This is a genomic window from Maribacter sedimenticola (assembly GCF_900188415.1).
Lineage (GTDB): Bacteria > Bacteroidota > Bacteroidia > Flavobacteriales > Flavobacteriaceae > Maribacter > Maribacter sedimenticola.
Window position 1 is genome coordinate 33,254 of the sequence record NZ_FZNV01000003.1, and the last position, 18,941, is coordinate 52,194.

Annotated in this window: 15 protein-coding genes; 7 read left to right on the forward strand and 8 right to left on the reverse strand. The window is 38.6% G+C overall.

The genetic code is table 11. The features are described from left to right. Positions 1–74 precede the first annotated feature (74 nt). The 3 genes from topA to CHB68_RS09505 form a co-directional block, all read right to left on the reverse strand. Positions 75–2,588 carry a type I DNA topoisomerase gene (gene topA / locus CHB68_RS09495; RefSeq protein WP_089260658.1) on the reverse strand — a complete coding sequence of 838 codons (2,514 nt, stop codon included), beginning with the start codon at positions 2,586–2,588 and terminating at the stop codon, positions 75–77. 279 nt (positions 2,589–2,867) lie between these two features. Then, entirely contained in the window at positions 2,868–4,136 is a 1,269-nt protein-coding gene (locus tag CHB68_RS09500) for an LVIVD repeat-containing protein (protein WP_089260659.1), read from the reverse strand. A gap of 65 nt (positions 4,137–4,201) precedes the next feature. Further along, complete coding sequence (locus CHB68_RS09505; protein ID WP_089260660.1) at positions 4,202–4,939, reverse strand: hypothetical protein; 738 nt, start codon at positions 4,937–4,939, stop codon at positions 4,202–4,204. A gap of 149 nt (positions 4,940–5,088) precedes the next feature. Between CHB68_RS09505 and miaB the strand changes: the two genes are divergently transcribed. The 7 genes from miaB to groL all read left to right on the forward strand — a co-directional run bounded on the left by miaB (position 5,089) and on the right by groL (position 11,815). Further along, complete coding sequence (miaB, locus tag CHB68_RS09510; RefSeq protein WP_089261235.1) at positions 5,089–6,534, forward strand: tRNA (N6-isopentenyl adenosine(37)-C2)-methylthiotransferase MiaB; 1,446 nt, start codon at positions 5,089–5,091, stop codon at positions 6,532–6,534. Between the two features lie 21 nt (positions 6,535–6,555). After that, the gene (locus CHB68_RS09515) at positions 6,556–7,839 is read left to right on the forward strand and encodes a sigma-54 interaction domain-containing protein (RefSeq protein ID WP_089260661.1); all 1,284 of its coding nucleotides are present in this window, start codon (positions 6,556–6,558) and stop codon (positions 7,837–7,839) included. Positions 7,840–7,844: 5 nt separating this feature from the next. Beyond that, positions 7,845–8,381 carry an LptE family protein gene (locus tag CHB68_RS09520; protein WP_089260662.1) on the forward strand — a complete coding sequence of 179 codons (537 nt, stop codon included), beginning with the start codon at positions 7,845–7,847 and terminating at the stop codon, positions 8,379–8,381. A gap of 5 nt (positions 8,382–8,386) precedes the next feature. Continuing rightward, positions 8,387–9,283, forward strand: a complete 897-nt coding sequence (locus CHB68_RS09525) for a hypothetical protein (RefSeq protein ID WP_089260663.1) — start codon at positions 8,387–8,389, stop codon at positions 9,281–9,283. 6 nt (positions 9,284–9,289) lie between these two features. Next, complete coding sequence (secG, locus tag CHB68_RS09530; RefSeq protein WP_089260664.1) at positions 9,290–9,649, forward strand: preprotein translocase subunit SecG; 360 nt, start codon at positions 9,290–9,292, stop codon at positions 9,647–9,649. Between the two features lie 142 nt (positions 9,650–9,791). Then, positions 9,792–10,070: a co-chaperone GroES gene (locus CHB68_RS09535; RefSeq protein ID WP_089260665.1), complete on the forward strand. Its 279-nt coding sequence runs from the start codon at positions 9,792–9,794 to the stop codon at positions 10,068–10,070. 110 nt (positions 10,071–10,180) lie between these two features. Beyond that, positions 10,181–11,815 (forward strand): chaperonin GroEL, encoded by a 1,635-nt coding sequence (groL, locus tag CHB68_RS09540; RefSeq protein WP_089260666.1) that lies wholly within the window; start codon positions 10,181–10,183, stop codon positions 11,813–11,815. Between the two features lie 423 nt (positions 11,816–12,238). Here the strand turns inward: groL and CHB68_RS09545 are convergent, their stop codons facing one another. From CHB68_RS09545 to CHB68_RS09565, 5 genes are read right to left on the reverse strand one after another with little or no spacing between them, the layout of a single operon-like run. Further along, positions 12,239–12,601, reverse strand: a complete 363-nt coding sequence (locus tag CHB68_RS09545; protein WP_089260667.1) for a heavy-metal-associated domain-containing protein — start codon at positions 12,599–12,601, stop codon at positions 12,239–12,241. A gap of 17 nt (positions 12,602–12,618) precedes the next feature. Next, the gene (locus CHB68_RS09550; RefSeq protein WP_089261236.1) at positions 12,619–14,904 is read right to left on the reverse strand and encodes a TonB-dependent receptor; all 2,286 of its coding nucleotides are present in this window, start codon (positions 14,902–14,904) and stop codon (positions 12,619–12,621) included. 16 nt (positions 14,905–14,920) lie between these two features. Continuing rightward, the gene (locus tag CHB68_RS09555; protein WP_089260668.1) at positions 14,921–17,413 is read right to left on the reverse strand and encodes a heavy metal translocating P-type ATPase; all 2,493 of its coding nucleotides are present in this window, start codon (positions 17,411–17,413) and stop codon (positions 14,921–14,923) included. A gap of 60 nt (positions 17,414–17,473) precedes the next feature. Continuing rightward, positions 17,474–18,307 carry an NHL repeat-containing protein gene (locus tag CHB68_RS09560; RefSeq protein WP_089260669.1) on the reverse strand — a complete coding sequence of 278 codons (834 nt, stop codon included), beginning with the start codon at positions 18,305–18,307 and terminating at the stop codon, positions 17,474–17,476. After that, positions 18,307–18,936, reverse strand: a complete 630-nt coding sequence (locus tag CHB68_RS09565) for a heavy-metal-associated domain-containing protein (protein ID WP_089260670.1) — start codon at positions 18,934–18,936, stop codon at positions 18,307–18,309. The genes CHB68_RS09560 and CHB68_RS09565 overlap by 1 nt, the downstream gene beginning before the upstream one ends. Positions 18,937–18,941: the final 5 nt, after the last annotated feature.

Genomic DNA, 18,941 nt, shown 5'->3' on the forward strand with positions numbered 1-18,941 from the left:
TTTATTTTGGGTTGTACCTTAGGTTAACTGTTTTGATCTCCATGAAAATACTACTATTTCCATGAACAAAAATATTATTTTTTTGTTTTTGGTTTTGCCTTTGCCTTAGGTTTCGCTTTTGCCTTTGCCTTCTTTTTAGGAGTTTTCTGCTCGATCAATTTTTGAGCCTCCTCCAGGGTAATCTTTGTAGCATCGACCGTTTTGGCCAATTCTACCTTGATCTTTCCCTTGATTATGTTATGACGGCCCCATCTTGCCTTTTCTACCCGTATACCTTCTTCTTCCCAATTATGGACTACCTTGTCAATCTCTTTCTGTTTTTTGGTCTCTATCAGCTCAACAATATCGTCCTTGGAAAGATGATCAAAATCATACTTTTTATTGACATTAATGAACATGCCGTTCCATTTTATAAATGGTCCAAATCTACCGACGCCCTTGGTGACCTCTTTCTCCTCGTACATGGCAATAGGTGCATCTGCTTTCTGTTTTGCCTGTATCAGCTCAATGGCCCTATCCATTTCTATATCAAAAGCACTTTCACCTTTATCCATGGAAATGAATTTCTCCCCAAATTTAACATAAGGCCCAAACCTGCCCACATTGGCCAAAACTTCTTCTCCCTCATAAACACCCAGCCTTCTTGGTAATTTAAACAGATCCATAGCCTCTTCAAAGGTGATGGTGTTTAGAGAATGTTCCGGTAACAGACTGGCAAAAGTTGGTTTCTCCTCATCATCAACGGTTCCTATCTGTACCATAGGTCCAAATCTTCCCAACCGGACCGATACTTGCTTACCGCTTTTAGGGTCTTTGCCCAAAATTCTTTCTCCGCTGGCCCTATCCGCATTTTCTTCTACATCAAGCACATTGGGATGAAAATCCTTATAAAAGTTTTTCATCATCTTTTTCCAATCCTCTTCACCCGAAGCTATTTCATCAAAATCCTCTTCTACCTGCGCGGTAAAATTATAATCCAAAATATTTGCAAAATTACTTACCAAGAAATCGGTAACGATCATGCCAATGTCCGTTGGCACCATTTTTCCTTTATCCGACCCTACATTTTCGGTAAGATTCTTTTCTTTAATCTGATCGGCCTGCAAAACCAATTGTGTGTACTTCCTTTCCGTACCTTCTACAGTGCCTTTTTCCACATACCCTCTATTTAGAATCGTAGAAATCGTAGGGGCATAGGTAGACGGTCTACCAATACCCAATTCTTCTAATTTCTTCACCAATGAGGCTTCCGTAAAACGGTATGGCGGACGGGTAAAACGCTCCGTTGCGCTAATAAAATTATTGATCAGGCGCTCCCCTTCTTTCATGGCCGGAAGCATACCTTCCTGTTCTTCCGCCAAATCCTCATCATCTACACTTTCCATGTATACTTTTAGAAAACCATCAAATTTTATGACCTCACCATTCGCGGTAAATTCTTCCTTATGTGTATTTGCCTTGATTTTTACATTGGTGCGTTCCAACTGTGCATCGCTCATTTGCGATGCTACGGTACGTTTCCAGATCAGGTCATATAATTTGGACTGATCTCTTTCCAAAGATGGGGATTGATTTCCCATATCCGTTGGCCTAATGGCCTCATGCGCCTCTTGGGCTCCTTTGGACTTACCTACAAAATTTCTGGTCTCACTATATTTTTCACCGTAATTCTTTACAATTGCCTCCTTTGCCGAAACCAACGCTTCGTTAGATAGGTTAACACTATCCGTTCTCATATAGGTAATTAAACCTGCTTCATATAAACGTTGGGCCACCTGCATGGTTCTCCCAACCGAAAAGTAAAGTTTTCTAGATGCTTCTTGTTGTAAGGTAGATGTCGTAAATGGTGCAGAAGGCGACTTTTTTGCCGGTTTCTTGTCCAATTTACTTACGGAAAAATCGGCCGCTTTGTTTTGCTTTAAAAATGCTTCCGCTTCTTCCTTGGTAGAGAATGTCTTGTTAAGTTTGGCGGAAAAAACGCTACCGGCCTCAGTTTTAAACTCGGCCGCTATCTTGAAAGAGGCCTGGGGTTCAAAACCCTCTATATCACGCTCACGCTCAACGATCAAACGCACCGCTACGGACTGTACACGCCCAGCAGAAAGTCCCGGTTTAATCTTTTTCCATAAAACGGGCGATAATTGATACCCTACCAAACGATCCAAAACTCGTCTTGCCTGTTGCGCATTTACAAGGTTAAAGTTAATCTCACGCGGATTTTCTATGGCTTTTTGTATAGCCGCCTTGGTAACCGAGTTGAAAACGATCCTTTTTGTTTTCTTCTTATCAAGACCAAGCTCTTCTGCCAAATGCCAGGAAATAGCTTCTCCTTCACGATCCTCATCACTTGCAAGCCATATGGTTTCCGCTTTATCGGCCAGTCCCTTAAGTTTTTTAACCAAGGCTTTTTTGTCCTTGTCCACTATATATTTTGGTGTGAAATCATTTTCGACATCCACTCCCAATTCCTTAGAGGGTAAATCCGCTATGTGCCCAAAGCTTGATTCTACCTTAAAATCCTTTCCTAAAAACTTCTCAATAGTCTTGGCCTTTGCAGGAGACTCAACAATTACTAAATTTTTCGCCATCAACCTTGTTTATACCTACAAATGTATACTAAAATTTAAACTTTGGAATTTCAAACATTTATTTCTTCCTGTTATTTATTAGAACTACGGCCATAAAATCATTTTTTTACTATTTAAAAAAAATTAGTCCGCCATTTTCATTATTTCCTATTTTTTAAAATGGACGGACAATTGCCACAACATAAAAATTAACCTACCCACTACCATCCACGACCTCAAAAAAGCATAAAAAAAGGAAGTCAATGGCTTCCTTTTACTTTCTATATTATAGTATAGTGGCTACAGCTCCAAAGTACTTAACAACTTAATATCACTGTCCACATATTCATATTGATATAACGTTTGGTCGCCAATCATCAACAAACTAGAAGATAATGGAATTACGTCATAAGCTACAATATCTTTAAAATGGCTGACCATGGTAATATTTGGAGCATTGCTTTTATCATACACTTTTAAACCGGCCCCGCCATCACAAATAAACAATTGATCTCCTTTGACCCCTAAACCGTTTGGTCCTTCCATAGGGTAAATAACCTTAAGCTCGGGGTTTTTTAAGTTAGAGACATCTATGATATAAAGACCACTTTCCGTACCGCCACACATGTTACCCCCTTTGAGGGTTACGTATGCATAGGTACCATCTACCACTACAGGATCACAAGCGGTGCCATGCCTAAATTCGGAAATAAACTCAGGTTTTTCCGGATCTTTGATATCATAGATATACATTCCTTGCCTGCCACCCAAAAACAGTATTTCACCTTGGTTAAATATGGTTTCAATATCCCAGCCCACCTGCACGTCTTCCAGGACCTTAGGTTGCTCCAAATCCGCAATGTCGAAAATATTTAAATCGCTATAATCCACCACATATAAATAATCCCCAATAATTTTAAAACGGGCCAAAGAACCGCCCTGGCCCACCGAACCTTGCTGGGAATTCAATGTATTTTCGGACACAAAGGCCAAATCACAATTGTCACAGTTAAATTGTTTCTCATAATCGGCAACGGACCTTCTCTCCATGTTAACTTCCCAGCCAACCACAATATCCTTATCATAATCAATATCCCCATATTCATAAATATCCGCTTGGGGAAAAGTTACATTGGTCATCCAAACACCATTATTATAAATGGCATTCTCCATTCTACTGATCAAACTGATTGCATTGATATCCGATATATTGAACACCACCAAGTCTCCATAACTATCCGCATATAATTTATCATCCTTTATGGATATATCATTATTGCCTTCCAGTTTTATAAAAGCGATACGCTCTGGATTTTGAGGCGAGGAATTATCTATTACATGAAAACCTAAGCCCACATCATTGACAAAAATATAGTTCTTATAGGCATATACTTTTCCTGAAGACACTACAGGTATCGGCTCCATAATATCTATGGCTTCTGCCTTGAACGAAACAGCATTCATTAGTATAGGACGTGCCACTAAATAATCTTCATATGGACCATCATTGTCACATGAACTGAATACTGCCAATACTACTAGAAATACTACTAAGATTTTTGAATTCATGGTCTTGGTTATTTAAACATTTACCATAAGATGCTAAAATTCAATATTAGTTGCGTTGTACAACATTAATTTAAATAAGCATCCTCCTCAAAACCAACACCGTCCTTGTACATAAAATAGGTGGGCACCTTGCTGAACATTGCAGTAAAAAAAATCCCTACACAGCATAACAACAATCCCAATTCAGCTACTATACCCGCAACCAATACCAACAAAAATATGATTAGCCAATTCTTGTTTCCCAAGATAAAACTTGCTTTCACCATACCAAATGCAGATAATTCGTTGGAAAAAGCCAAAAAAGCGGGCAATAGTGAAAGCGGAACAATGACATAGAACAACCCTACACCGCAGGCCAGCATTCCTAAAAGTGCAACACCCATAATATATAGGGCAAGTATAAATACTTTACCAATTCTGCCTTCCCTAAAAAAATAAAAATAGTCGTCAATACCATCTTCTTCTTCATCCTTTTGCCTACAAATCCTTAAGAAAGCCGCATTAATTGCCAGACTAAAGGTGCTTACCCCAATAATTACTATAGGTGACAAAATACCCATTGCAACCGCAACCATAGGTGGTAGCTCATCATGCTCCAAAGCATATGGGTCAGTGATACCTGTGGCAATCATGGGAATATAAAGTATTATATAAAAAGGAAGTATTGTCAAGAATGTAAGCAGTAAGGCAATAAAACCCTGAACCCATATTTTTTTAAACAATTCTATAGATCTATTGAATATACTTCCAAATTCCAAATTTGGTCTAGACTTTATTTCAGTAATTTTTTTCTCTAAATTCATGTTATAGCTGGTTGTTGTGTTACCAACAAATTTAAAATATTAACGGTTCCAAAGCCTAAAAATACCCTAAATAAGTATGTCAACTTGTCATATTTTTGATTATAATGGTATCTTTGCCAACCAAATATTTTTGTGAAGTAATAAGTAGAATGGAGAAAACCATAGATGAAAAGGTGCAAGGCACAACACTGGCCGTAGCAGCTAGAAAAGAAAACAAACGCAACTTGTTCATAGAGAGTTACGGTTGTGCAATGAACTTTGCTGACAGCGAGATCGTTGCATCTATCCTGGCCAACGAAGGTTTTAATACTACACAAGTATTGGAAGATGCAGATTTGGTCCTTGTAAATACTTGTTCTATTAGGGACAAAGCAGAGCAAACTATACGTAAACGATTAACGGAATATAATAAAGTAAAAAAATCAAGACCTCACCTAAAGGTCGGTGTTCTTGGCTGTATGGCAGAGCGTCTAAAAGATAAACTTTTGGACGAGGAAAAGATTGTAGATATGGTTGTGGGGCCAGATGCCTACAAAGACTTGCCCAATCTTATTAAAGAGGTAGACTCTGGCAGGGATGCCGTAAACGTTATACTTTCAAAGGACGAAACCTATGGAGATATTGCCCCAGTAAGGCTGAACACCAACGGGGTTACCGCCTTTGTTTCAATCACTAGGGGATGCGATAACATGTGCACCTTCTGTGTAGTACCGTTTACCAGAGGAAGAGAACGTAGTAGGGATCCGCAGTCCGTTTTGGCAGAAATCAACGAACTATGGAAAAAAGGATTTAAGGAAATTACCCTTTTAGGACAAAATGTAGATAGTTACCTATGGTACGGTGGTGGACTAAAAAAGAATTTTGAGAACGCTTCCCCAATGCAAAAAGCGACAGCCATCAACTTTTCCAAACTTTTGGAAATGGTAGCCTTGGCACAACCCAAAATGCGCATTAGATTTTCTACATCAAATCCGCAGGATATGACTTTGGACGTGATTAAAACCATGGCCAAACATAAAAACATATGCAACCATATTCATTTACCGGTTCAAAGCGGAAGTAACCGTATTTTAAAGGAAATGAACAGGTTACACACCATTGAGGAATATTTTGAGCTGATCGATAATATAAGGGAGCTTTTGCCAGATTGCGCCATTTCCCAAGATATTATTTCCGGCTTCCCTACGGAAACGGAAGAAGACCATGCCGCCACCTTAAAAGCCTTGGAATATGTAAAGTATGATTTCGGGTATATGTATGCCTACTCCGAAAGACCGGGAACGTTGGCAGGAAGAAAGATGGAGGACGATGTACCCGAACCTACTAAAAAAAGACGCCTATCTGAAATAATTGCGCTGCAAAGGGAACATTGCCAATTTAGAACGGAAAAGCATGTGGGTAAAATCCAGGAAGTCCTTATTGAAGGAACGTCAAAGAAATCTGAAAATGAATGGATGGGCAGAAACTCACAAAGTACGGTCGTGGTATTTCCTAAGGAGCATTATAAGATCGGTGATTTTGTCAATGTCAAAATTCACGATTGTACCTCTGCAACACTAAAAGGTACTGCGTTAGATTATTCCGAAAACAATTAAATTAGTACAGAGCCATTTTCTATGGAAAGCATACAAAGTATAAAACAACGTTTTGAAATCATAGGTCAAGACCCTAAGCTCAATAGGGCATTGGAGAAGGCTATGCAAGTTGCCATTACGGATATTTCCGTCCTGGTTACCGGTGAAAGTGGAGTTGGTAAAGAGGCTATCCCAAAGATCATTCATTCCTTGTCCCATAGAAAGCACGCCAAATATATAGCGGTAAACTGTGGTGCCATACCGGAAGGAACTATAGACAGTGAACTTTTTGGACATGAAAAAGGGGCCTTTACCGGGGCAACCCAAACCAGAAGCGGGTATTTTGAGGTCGCGGACGGCGGAACTATTTTTTTAGATGAAGTTGGCGAACTGCCCTTAACCACCCAAGTTAGGTTATTAAGGGTATTGGAAAATGGAGAATTCTTAAAAGTAGGTTCCTCCCAAGTTCAAAAAACCGATGTTCGTATTGTTGCGGCCACCAATGTCAATATGTTCGAGGCCATTAAAAAAGAACGGTTTAGAGAAGATCTGTACTATCGTTTAAGTACCGTTGAAATAAACATCCCTCCATTACGCGAACGTCAGGGAGATGTACATTTATTGTTTAGAAAATTTGCGTCTGACTTTAGCCAGAAATATAAGATGCCAACCATTAGGCTAGATGAGCAAGCGGTATCCTTACTGAATAAATATAGATGGCCAGGAAATATAAGGCAGCTTCGTAATATTGCCGAGCAAATTTCCGTATTGGAAGAAAATAGGTCGATTACCGCAGCTACCTTGAACGGGTACCTGCCCAATAACACGAGTACCAATTTACCTGCGGTAGTCTCCAACACCAAAGCAGAAAGCGATTTTAGCAACGAGAGGGAGATTTTATATAAGGTATTGTTTGATATGAAGGGCGACCTGAACGATCTTAAAAAATTGACCATGGAATTGTTGAAAAACAACGATTCACAAAAAGTACAAAAAGACAATGAGAACCTGATCCGTAAAATTTACGGAAATGAAGATGAGGAGGATATAGATCTGGACCAAGACTCCCAAGAAGAAACCAACTTAAATGTATTGCACCTACCTGAACCCAAGGAAGATCATATCCTTACTTCGGATGCATACGAGGACAAATACCATTTTGCCGAAGAGATAGAGGAAGAGGAAACCTTGTCCCTACAGGAGAAAGAAGTAGAACTGATTAAGAAATCCTTGGAACGCAACCGTGGCAAAAGAAAGGCGGCAGCGGCAGAATTAGGCATTTCAGAACGAACGCTCTATCGAAAAATTAAACAGTACGATCTTTAGAACTTATGAACATATTTACAATTAAATACATAAAAAAGGCTGTTATTTTCTCATTGCCCCTAGTATTACTTTTAGGTTGCGGTATCTATAACTTTACGGGCGGTAACGTAGGGGAAGCCAAAACCTTTCAAGTAAATTATTTCCAGAACTATGCAACCCAGAGTCCGGGTTCTACTTTTGAACCGGGCGTAGATAGGGATTTTACGCTGGCCTTGCAGGATAGGATCATGAACCAGACCAGTTTGGACCTTATTACTTCCGGTAATCCAGACCTTTTATATGAAGGGGAAATAACCGAATACAAAATTTCACCCATGTCCGCCACTGCACAGCAGACCGCAGCACAAAACAGGCTTTCTATGCGCGTGAAGGTTAGATTTTACAACCGATTAAAAGAAGATGCAGCTTTTGACCAAAGTTTTTCGTTCTTTTATGACTATCCTGCCGACGTGCAGTTGGCATCCATAAAGAGTGAAGCGCACGAAGTAATATTTGAACGACTTACACAGGATATTTTCAACGCATCATTGGCAGATTGGTAACCTATATGAACGTAAAGGATTTTACATATTTTCTAGAACATCCTACCAAAGTAGTAGAACCGATCCACACAAAACATCTGGAGGATATTATTGCGGAATACCCTTATTTTCAAGCGGCACGTGCCTTACATTTAAAAGGACTTAAAAATCTTAATAGTTATAAATACAATAAGGCATTAAAGACAACGGCAGCCTTTACCACTGATCGCGATGTTCTTTTTGAGTTCATCACCTCAAAGGATTTTTTACGGTATGATCGTACGGAAAATACTGTAATTATTGAACCGGAATCCAAAGTAGAGCCCCCTAAGGAACCAACTGCCCCTTTAATTGAAAACTCTGAGGACAAACCCTTACCACAGGACACCACGGATGCCGAGCATATTCTAGACCCGGAATTGTTCCAATCCAAACCTACAACGGTTACCAAAGAAGAAGAAACCTTGGAAATAGGTAAACCGCTAACATTTAATGAAAAGGAAAAATATTCCTTTTCTGAATGGTTGAGCCTTGCTTCAAAAAAACCAATAAGCACCACAGGAGCGGAACAAACCAGTTCTACCGTAAAAGCTGAAAAGGTGCCTGAGAAAAAAGCTAAACCAGTTCAAAAGTTAGACGCCATAAAAAAGAAAAAATTTGAGCGCATAGACAAGTTTATAGCCAGCAATCCAAAAATAGACCCTACGGAGCAAAAAGGAACCAAACTTGATATCTCCAACTCTATAAAGATAGACAAGAACGAGCTGATGACAGAAACGCTGGCAAGGGTTTATCTTGAACAAAAGAAGTACAAAAAAGCCATTCAGGCCTTTAAAATTTTAAGTTTGAAATATCCGGAAAAAAGTAGTTTCTTTGCAGACCGAATTAAGGCAGTAGAAAAAATTCAAAAAGCTAATAAATAATATAGGATGAGTACATTTTCAATATTTTTAATCCTTATCATCGTCGTTTGCTTGTTATTAGTGTTGGTGATTATGGTACAGAACCCAAAAGGTGGCGGACTTTCCTCTTCTTTTGGTGGTGGCGGAACGCAAATTGCAGGCGGTGTCAAAAAAACAGGCGATTTCTTAGATAGAAGTACCTGGACATTGGCCGGTTTGTTGATCGTTCTTATACTTGCTTCCAACATTGCGCTTAAAGGTAATTTTGGCACTTCGGATTCAAAATTATTGCAAGGCGATGATATTGAAACTGTTGTTCCCGAAACTTTGCCTGAAGAGGTTACACCGGTAGAAACGGAACAAGTAACGCCTACGGACAGTTTATAATCCAAAAGATAAATTATAATAAAATGCCAGCTTCTGACAAGCTGGCATTTTTTGTTTACAATTTGTCAGTAAATAGGCAATGGCATAATTTCTGCCTGTAGAGACGTACACAAGTTAAAAATCAATTTAAAATTTAATAATTATGGCTAAAGTTAATATCAAACCATTGGCAGACAGAGTACTTATTGAGCCAATGGCCGCTGAGACTAAAACTGCGTCTGGGCTTTACATTCCTGACACTGCAAAAGAGAAACCGCAAAAAGGTAAAGTTGTTGCCGTGGGACCAGGAACAAAAGATGACAAAGTTACCGTTAAGGTTGGTGATACCGTACTTTACGGAAAATATGCCGGGACCGAACTTAAATTGGAAGGAACCGATTATTTGATGATGAGAGAAAGCGATATTCTTGCCATCATCTAGTATTTTTCAGGAATCGATTAAATTGTTTTAAAGTAAAAAAATTTAAACCATTACTTTACTTGTTATTCCTAGCATTAACAGGTAAGAACTAAAAACTAAAATCCATAAAAATGGCAAAAGACATAAAATTTGACATAGATGCAAGAGACGGCCTTAAAAGAGGCGTTGATGCTTTGGCAAATGCAGTAAAGGTAACCTTGGGACCAAAAGGTAGAAATGTTATTATCAGCAAATCATTTGGCGCTCCCCAAGTAACAAAAGATGGTGTTACCGTTGCAAAAGAAATTGAATTGGAAAACCCATTGGAGAATATGGGTGCACAAATGGTTAAGGAAGTTGCTTCCAAAACCAACGACCTTGCCGGTGACGGTACTACTACCGCAACCGTATTGGCGCAAGCAATCGTAAAAGAAGGATTAAAGAACGTTGCCGCTGGTGCTAACCCAATGGACTTGAAAAGAGGTATAGACAAAGCTGTTGAGGCTATCGTTGCAGATTTGGCAAAACAAGCCAAAAAAGTGGGCGATTCTTCTGAAAAAATTAAGCAAGTAGCCTCTATTTCCGCAAATAATGATGAAACTATTGGTGATTTGATCGCACAAGCTTTTGGCAAAGTTGGTAAAGAAGGTGTAATTACCGTTGAAGAAGCCAAAGGTACCGATACATATGTAGACGTTGTAGAAGGTATGCAGTTTGACAGAGGATACCTTTCTCCATATTTCGTTACCGATTCTGAAAAAATGGTTTCTGAGCTGGACAGCCCTTACATCTTGTTGTTCGACAAGAAAATTTCTTCAATGAAAGACTTATTACCGGTATTGGAGCCAGTTGCACAATCTGGTAAGCCTTTATTGATCATTGCCGAAGATGTTGATGGTGAAGCATTGGCTACTTTAGTAGTTAACAAATTAAGAGGTTCTTTAAAAATTGCCGCAGTTAAGGCACCAGGTTTTGGTGACAGAAGAAAGGCAATGTTAGAAGATATAGCCATCTTAACAGGCGGTACCGTTATCTCCGAGGAAAGAGGGTTCTCTTTGGACAACACTACGCTAGATATGTTAGGTACTTGTGAAAAAGTACAGATTGATAAGGACAATACTACAATCGTAAATGGTGGTGGTGTTGCAAAAGATATCAAAACAAGGGTTAACCAGATAAAATCTCAAATTGAGACAACAACTTCTGATTACGATAAGGAAAAACTTCAAGAGCGTTTGGCCAAGTTGGCCGGTGGTGTTGCCGTTCTTTACGTAGGTGCAGCTTCTGAAGTTGAAATGAAGGAGAAAAAAGATAGGGTTGACGATGCATTGCATGCCACAAGAGCTGCCGTGGAAGAAGGTATTGTTGCCGGTGGTGGTGTTGCTTTGGTAAGAGCAAAATCAGTTCTTTCCAAAGTTTCTACGGACAATGAAGATGAGGCCACTGGTCTACAAATCGTAGCCCGTGCCATAGAAGCTCCGTTAAGAACTATCGTTTCTAACGCTGGTGGTGAAGGATCTGTAGTAATCGCAAAAATACTTGAAGGTAAAGGTGATTACGGTTATGACGCCAAATCTGAAAAGTATGTTGAAATGATGAAGGCCGGTATCATAGATCCTAAGAAAGTGACTAGGGTAGCCTTAGAAAATGCCGCTTCTGTTGCCGGTATGATCTTGACTACGGAATGTGCCTTGACCGATATTAAGGAAGATGCTCCTGCTATGCCTCCTATGGGCGGCGGTGGCGGTATGCCAGGCATGATGTAGGTCAACAGCGTCGACAGGCAATTATTTGCTTGTTCTAACAGTTTATATTTTTTTAAAACCGCTCTTGAAATATCAAGAGCGGTTTTTTTTGATTTTAAACATGATCAACAAAAAAACCACCTTCTTTATTTACAGAAGGTGGTTTTCATGTCCAAATGGTAAGCCTACCCGTAGGCTAGTACCGACTACTTCTTTCTAGGAGCAGCTTTTGGAGCAGCCTTTTTTCCAGCTTTTGCTGGAGCAGGCTTTGCAGCTGGTTTCCCTGCTGATTTTGCTTGTGCCATTAGTATCGAATTAAAGATAAACTTAAGCTAATGTATTTCAGATTTTGATTCGTGATAATCACGTTGGCAAAATATTAACTAAAACTTTTCAAACAATTTACAGCGGTTAAAAACTCCTCAACAATTACTAGTCCTTTGACTAATTTTTATGATGCGCACCATCGTCAGAATTATCTTCTCTATACAAACAGCATGGGTGTACGCTATTATATGCTTCATCTGTTGCCTTCAATTCTTTAGTATCATGACCAACGGCTACAATTGCTGTTTTAATCTTCATAGCATCAGTTTTACGTTCATCCATAATAACCGCTAACTGATGGGTAGGAATATCCCAATTTGCATATTTTACTCCCTTTACATTTAATGCAGCCTCTTCAATACGTTCTTTACACATGGCGCATTTACCATTCACATCAAAAGTCATTTTCTTATTCTTGTCCTGTGCATAGGTTACCACAGCAATTAATATCATTGCAATGGATAAAATAGTTGTTTTCATAAGTATAAATTTACGTGTTATAAAATTTTAAATCTAAAGCCGCCATAAAACATTCTACCCATTATTGGCGCATATACAATGGTAGTATCAAAATTTGGACCAAAAGGATTATCAGCGCCCAATACAGGATTAATTTGCTGTACATCCGAAAGGTTTTCACCACCCACATACACTTCAAATGAATTAGAGAATACTTTTGTCACTTGAGCATTCATTAGATTATATGTTGGGGAAAAAGCAGGTAATTGGTATTCCACCGGGTTAGTACTTGTATCTGGCAACCGCGTTTCTCCAAAACTATGAAGGGTATAATCAAATTTCCATTGCGCACCATTATCCTTAGCCTCGGTCTCATACCCTAAATTAACAAAAAACCGATGTTGTGCTTGTAATGGTTTCTGTAGATTGCCGCTTTTATAATCTGTAGATACATCATAAAACTTATACGATGTTCTAAAATTAAGACGGGTCAAAAGCTCATAATTTAATTCTACTTGAAAACTTTTAGCACTACTCTCTCCTTCCAAATTATAAAAAGAAACTTCTTGCGGATTTTCCCAATCTACCACCACTTGGTTTTCAAAATCCGTGATGTAATAATCTAAAGAAATATCTCCCTTTTTATTCAAAAAATTAAATCCTTGTAGAAAGCTAACTCCATAATTCCATGCATCTTCTGGCTCTAAACCATACACATCACCACCTGAACCTGCAATATTAATTTGTCTAGCAGAGGCGAACAATTGCTGATTTTCGGCAAAAATATTTGCAGCTCTCTTTCCTCTACCAAATGATCCTCGAAGACTACCTCTTTCCCATGGGGTATATCTAATGTGAAATCTTGGTGTTACAAAAGTTCGTAATCGATTATGATTGTCTACACGTAGTCCGGCAGTTAAACTTACTTTTTCTAAATTTTCATAACTATACTCAAAAAATGCTCCTACAGACCTATCTTCCCTAGAATAATCATCAGTAGTCACCACCTCATCATAACCGTCATATGCAAAAGAAATTCCGGTTTTAAACTTATTTCTTGTATCTCCTATTATAGAATTAAAAAGAAGACTAGAATAAATGCTTTCATGGCTAATATCATATGTTCTAAAACCAAAATACGAATCTTGCTTATGTAGACTATAGGCTGACTGAAAACCAAAACTTTGAAACGGAAGTTCAGGAAAAACATAACCCAATTTTAACGAGGTATCAAACCTGCGGGTATTTATCTCACTACCCCACACTTCGGCTCCGCTCAGTGCAGGAACTTCGGCTTCGCTCAGTGAACCACCATTATCAACTCTATCGGTATTAGGATTAAAATCTACCTGCCCTACTTGTTTCTCATCATTCAAAAAACGAACATTTAAGAAACTTACAAAACCTGTTTCAGGATTCTGATACTGCCAACGGTTCATCACATTAATTTGCTCCCCCAAAGGCGCATCTAAAAATCCGTCTTCATTATTATCTTCTTTTTGAGTTCTCGTATTTCCATGAATATAAAGACCGGTACTCAATTTATCGGTCAGCTTTTTATTGAAATGTGTATTCAATTCATAACGCCCATTCTGATTGGCATAGCCATTTACAAAAACTGCATTATCGGTTAACGGCTTTACCAACTCGGTATTGATCTGACCTGATATACTTTCGTAACCATTCACCACACTACCAGCACCTTTTGTAATCTGTATACTTTCTATCCACGTACCTGGCGTAAATGTTAATCCATAGGCTTGAGATGCACCACGTACCATAGGAATATTTTCTTGGGTAATCAACAAATACGGACTCGTTAATCCTAACATTTGAATTTGCTTGGTACCGGTTAATCCATCAGAAAGATTTACATCAATTGCCGGATTGGTTTCAAAGCTTTCTGCCAAATTACAGCAAGCCGCCTTTAACAACTCATCACTATTTACAGTAATAACATTCTGCGGACTAAAATATGTTTTCTGTATAGCATCTCTTTCCTGCTGAACAACTACCTCATCTAATTCATTAGATGGCTTTAGACTAACACGTATTGTTTTAGGTTCGTTAATGGTTAACGTATCAGACTCAAAACCCACATAACTTATAATCAATTTATTGAACTCTTTCAGATAGGGAATGGAAAATTTACCATCGAAATCTGTTACCACCCCAGTTTGTGAATCTTGCCAATAGACATTGGCTCCCGAAAGGCTCAATGCATTAGATGCGTCAGAATCGAAAACAACTCCTTCTACTTTTTCCTGAGAAAAACTAAAATAAGGCAACATGCACAAAAGCAATACTACTATATATTTATTCATATAATATTCAATTTGATTAATCAATTTTCACCGTTCTTAATCGTAATGCATTGGCAATTACCGAAACAGAACTAAAACTCATCGCTAAAGCCGCAATCATTGGAGATAGCAACAATCCGAAAATTGGATATAGCACTCCCGCCGCAATTGGTATACCAACCGTATTATAAATTAAGGCGAAAAATAAATTCTGTTTTATATTCTTCATAACCGCATTACTAAGGTTATATGCTTTTACAATTCCATGTAAATCTCCTTTTACCAAAGTAATTGCAGCACTTTCAATGGCGACATCGGTTCCCGTACCCATGGCAATACCTACATCACTTTTTGCCAAAGCAGGCGCATCGTTAATACCGTCTCCTGCAACAGCAACCTTTCTTCCTTCAGATTGTAAACGTTCAACCTCAGCCAATTTATCCTGTGGTAGCATACCAGCCTTAAAATCTGCCAGACTTAATTGTTCCGCTACCGCTTTTGCCGTATCATGATTATCTCCGGTAAGCATTATCACCGCAATACCGGCTTTCTGCAACTCTTCAATAGCTTTTTTGCTCGTCTCTTTAATTTTATCTCCGATTACAACAAAACCAACTGCCTTATCACCAATAGCTAAGTAAGAAACTGTTTTTCCAAGTTTTTGATGAGAAACTACATCTGCCTTTAAACTATCTAAAATGGATACTTGAGCCTCATTCATCATCTTTTCGTTACCCAAGGCTATAAACTCACCATTTATCTTACCAGTGACGCCCATACCTGTAACCGAATTAAAATCTTCAACTTTTAAAACATTTACATTATTTACCTTACCATACTTTACAGTTGCATCTGCCAATGGGTGCTCACTTTTCTGATTTAATGAAACAATATATTGCAATACCTTTTCCTGATTAATCTCAGAAATACTACCCACCTTTTCTACGGATGGTTTTCCTTCCGTAATTGTACCGGTCTTATCTACAATTAGCGTGTCAATTTTGTCCATTCGCTCTAAAGCTTCTGCATTCTTTATCAGCACGCCAGATTGCGCTCCTTTACCCACACCCACCATTACGGACATTGGGGTAGCCAAACCTAGGGCGCATGGACATGCGATTATCAATACAGCAATAGCATTTACCAAAGCATATACATAAGCAGGTTCTGGACCAAAAATGACCCAAACAATAAAGGTGATTACAGAAATGAACACCACAGCAGGCACAAAATAACTTGAGATTTTATCCGCTAATTTTTGAATTGGTGCCTGACTACGACTAGCCTTGTTCACCATATCAATAATCTGGGAGAGCAACGTATCTGAACCAACTTTCTCCGCTATCATGACAAAAGAACGCTTACCATTAATTGTCCCAGAACTTACATTATCACCCTCTACTTTTTGAACCGGAACAGGCTCGCCCGTTATCATAGATTCATCTACCGTACTTTCGCCTTCATGCACGCTTCCATCAACAGGTATTTTATCCCCTGGTTTCACCCTAAGCAGATCTCCTTTAACTATGTTATCTATAGCAATTGTTTCCTCTTTTCCATCAACAATGCGAATCGCTTTATTTGGAGCTAGCTTAAGAAGTTCTTTAACCGCAGAATTAGTTTTACTATGTGCACGAGCCTCTAATAACTGCCCGAACAAGACTAGAGTCAATATAACCGTAGCTGCCTCAAAATATACATGAACCGTGCCTTGGTCCGTCTTAAACTGTGGAGGAAAAAAATCAGGGACCAAAATAGCAAATACACTAAATAACCAAGCCACACCTGCTCCAATCCCTATCATCGTAAACATGTTCAAGTTCCATGTTTTTACAGAACGATAGGCTCTCTCAAAAAACATCCAAGTTGCATAAAACACCACAGGAATTGATAATGCAAACTGCACCCAATTCCAGTTTCTTAAACTCAAAATATTGTGAAGCGGATTGTTCGGTATCATCTCAGACATTGCTATAATAAAAATGGGCAACGTAAAAGCCACCGCTATTTTAAACTTTTTTAAAAGCGTATTATAACTTTTCGCTTCAGCAGAAACATCAGCTTGTTTTGGCACTAAATCCATACCACAAATAGGGCAATCACCCGGTTCATCTCGAACCACCTCAGGATGCATTGGGCACGTATATTCCTGACCTTTATGAATCGAGGCACTTGCCTCTTCTACCAAATCCATACCACAAACCGGGCAATCGCCAGGCTCTGTATAGGTTTTATCTCCTTCGCAATGCATGGGGCAATAGAAAACACCATTTCCATTATCTATTTTCTTGGGTTTCACTTCTTTGTGTTGATGCCCTCCTAATTCATGAATTGAATAATGACCACCATCTTCTTTCATGGCATTTTGCAAAGTAGCTAAAGTCAATTCTGAATCCATATCTAAAGTAGCTTCAGCTTTTTCTAAATTTACAGAAGCACTGGTTACACCATCAATATTCGCCAATGTCTTTTCTACATGAGACCTACATCCATTACAGGTCATGCCAACTATGGTATATGTATGTTTCATACCTTTTATTATAATTATTTTATAAATCTGAACACCTAATTAGATATCCTATTTGACCTTTTAATCCTTCACAACAATCGGCTGTTTATCAAAAATATTAAGCTTGCCGTTTCTATAATTAATTACATACAACATATCGTCTTTAATCATCATATCCGTTGGTTTTTCTATCTGGTCTTTTAACACCTGTTGTAACTCACCCATCATATCAAAAACCAAAACACGGTTGTTTTCAAAATCTGTTACAAACACTTCATCAACCGAAACAAAAATCCCAGTTGCCGCATTCATCTTTTGATTTTGACCCATCATTTGAAGGAAACCACCTTTTTTATCAAACACTTGTACTCGGTTATTATAGGCATCTGCTACCCAAATCTTATCCTTGGTAATCTGTACATCTGTAGGATAATAAAACTCCCCTTCCGCTTTTCCTTCTTTACCAAAGGAAATCCAGCTTGCACCATCAAAATAGAGAATTCGATTATTGTAGAAATCTGCAATTGCCCGTTCATTTTCATAAACAGAAACTCCCGCAGGTGCATCCAATGAATCTGATACCTGCATTATAAACCTTCCTTTTTTATCAACCGTTTCAATAACATCTTTCCCATATTGAGGAATAAAAATTGTCTCCTTTATAGCATCAATATGCATTGGTCTGTCTAATGAGTCTACAGTTTCCGTGATTTTGCCTTCTGTATCAATTTGCACCAAACGGTTGTGGTCGCCATCTGAAAGCCAAATAGCTCCATTTACCTGAGTTAACCCAATAGGATTTACGCCATCTAGTTGAATAGTTTTAGATAACACCCACTCTTTAGGAGTAGGTGATTTTTCTTTACAAGCAGATGCAAAGACTAAAACGATGAGTATACATATACTTTTTCTCATTATTTATAGCTTAAACGTTCGTACTTACAACATGCTGGTAGATTTCCATAATCGTCGGTATGTGCTTGATGGTTTTTCGTATCATGACCTGCAACCGCTACCTCCTTTTCAATTTTTTCAAGAGAAGTTAATCCCGCATCAAATGAAACCTTCATGATTTTGGTATCCTTATCCCAAGAAACGGCGGATACACCTTGCACAGATTCTGCAGCTTTGGTTATTCTAGCCTCACACATAGCACAATTACCGGCTACCATTACATTTTTACTCACCGTTCCTTCGGACTTTTTAGTCATTTCGCTCTCAGATGATTCTTCAATTTCACCATTGGAACGCTCAACTTTTGCTGTAATAGGTGTGTAACCCGCTTTTTCAACTTGCTTCTCTACATCAGCTAGTGTTAATGCTTTTTCCGCTGGATAAGAAAAACTAAAGTCTCCTGTTTCAATATCTATTTTCACATTCTTAATACCTTTAAACTCTTTGAATTTCTTCTCAAGTCCATATGCACAAAACGGACAGCCTAGACCATCTACCTGCACCATAAACTTATCCTTACCATCTTGTGCAATCGCACTAAAGACAACCATTAGCGTTAACAACGCCGATATAATTATTGATTTTTTCATTATTT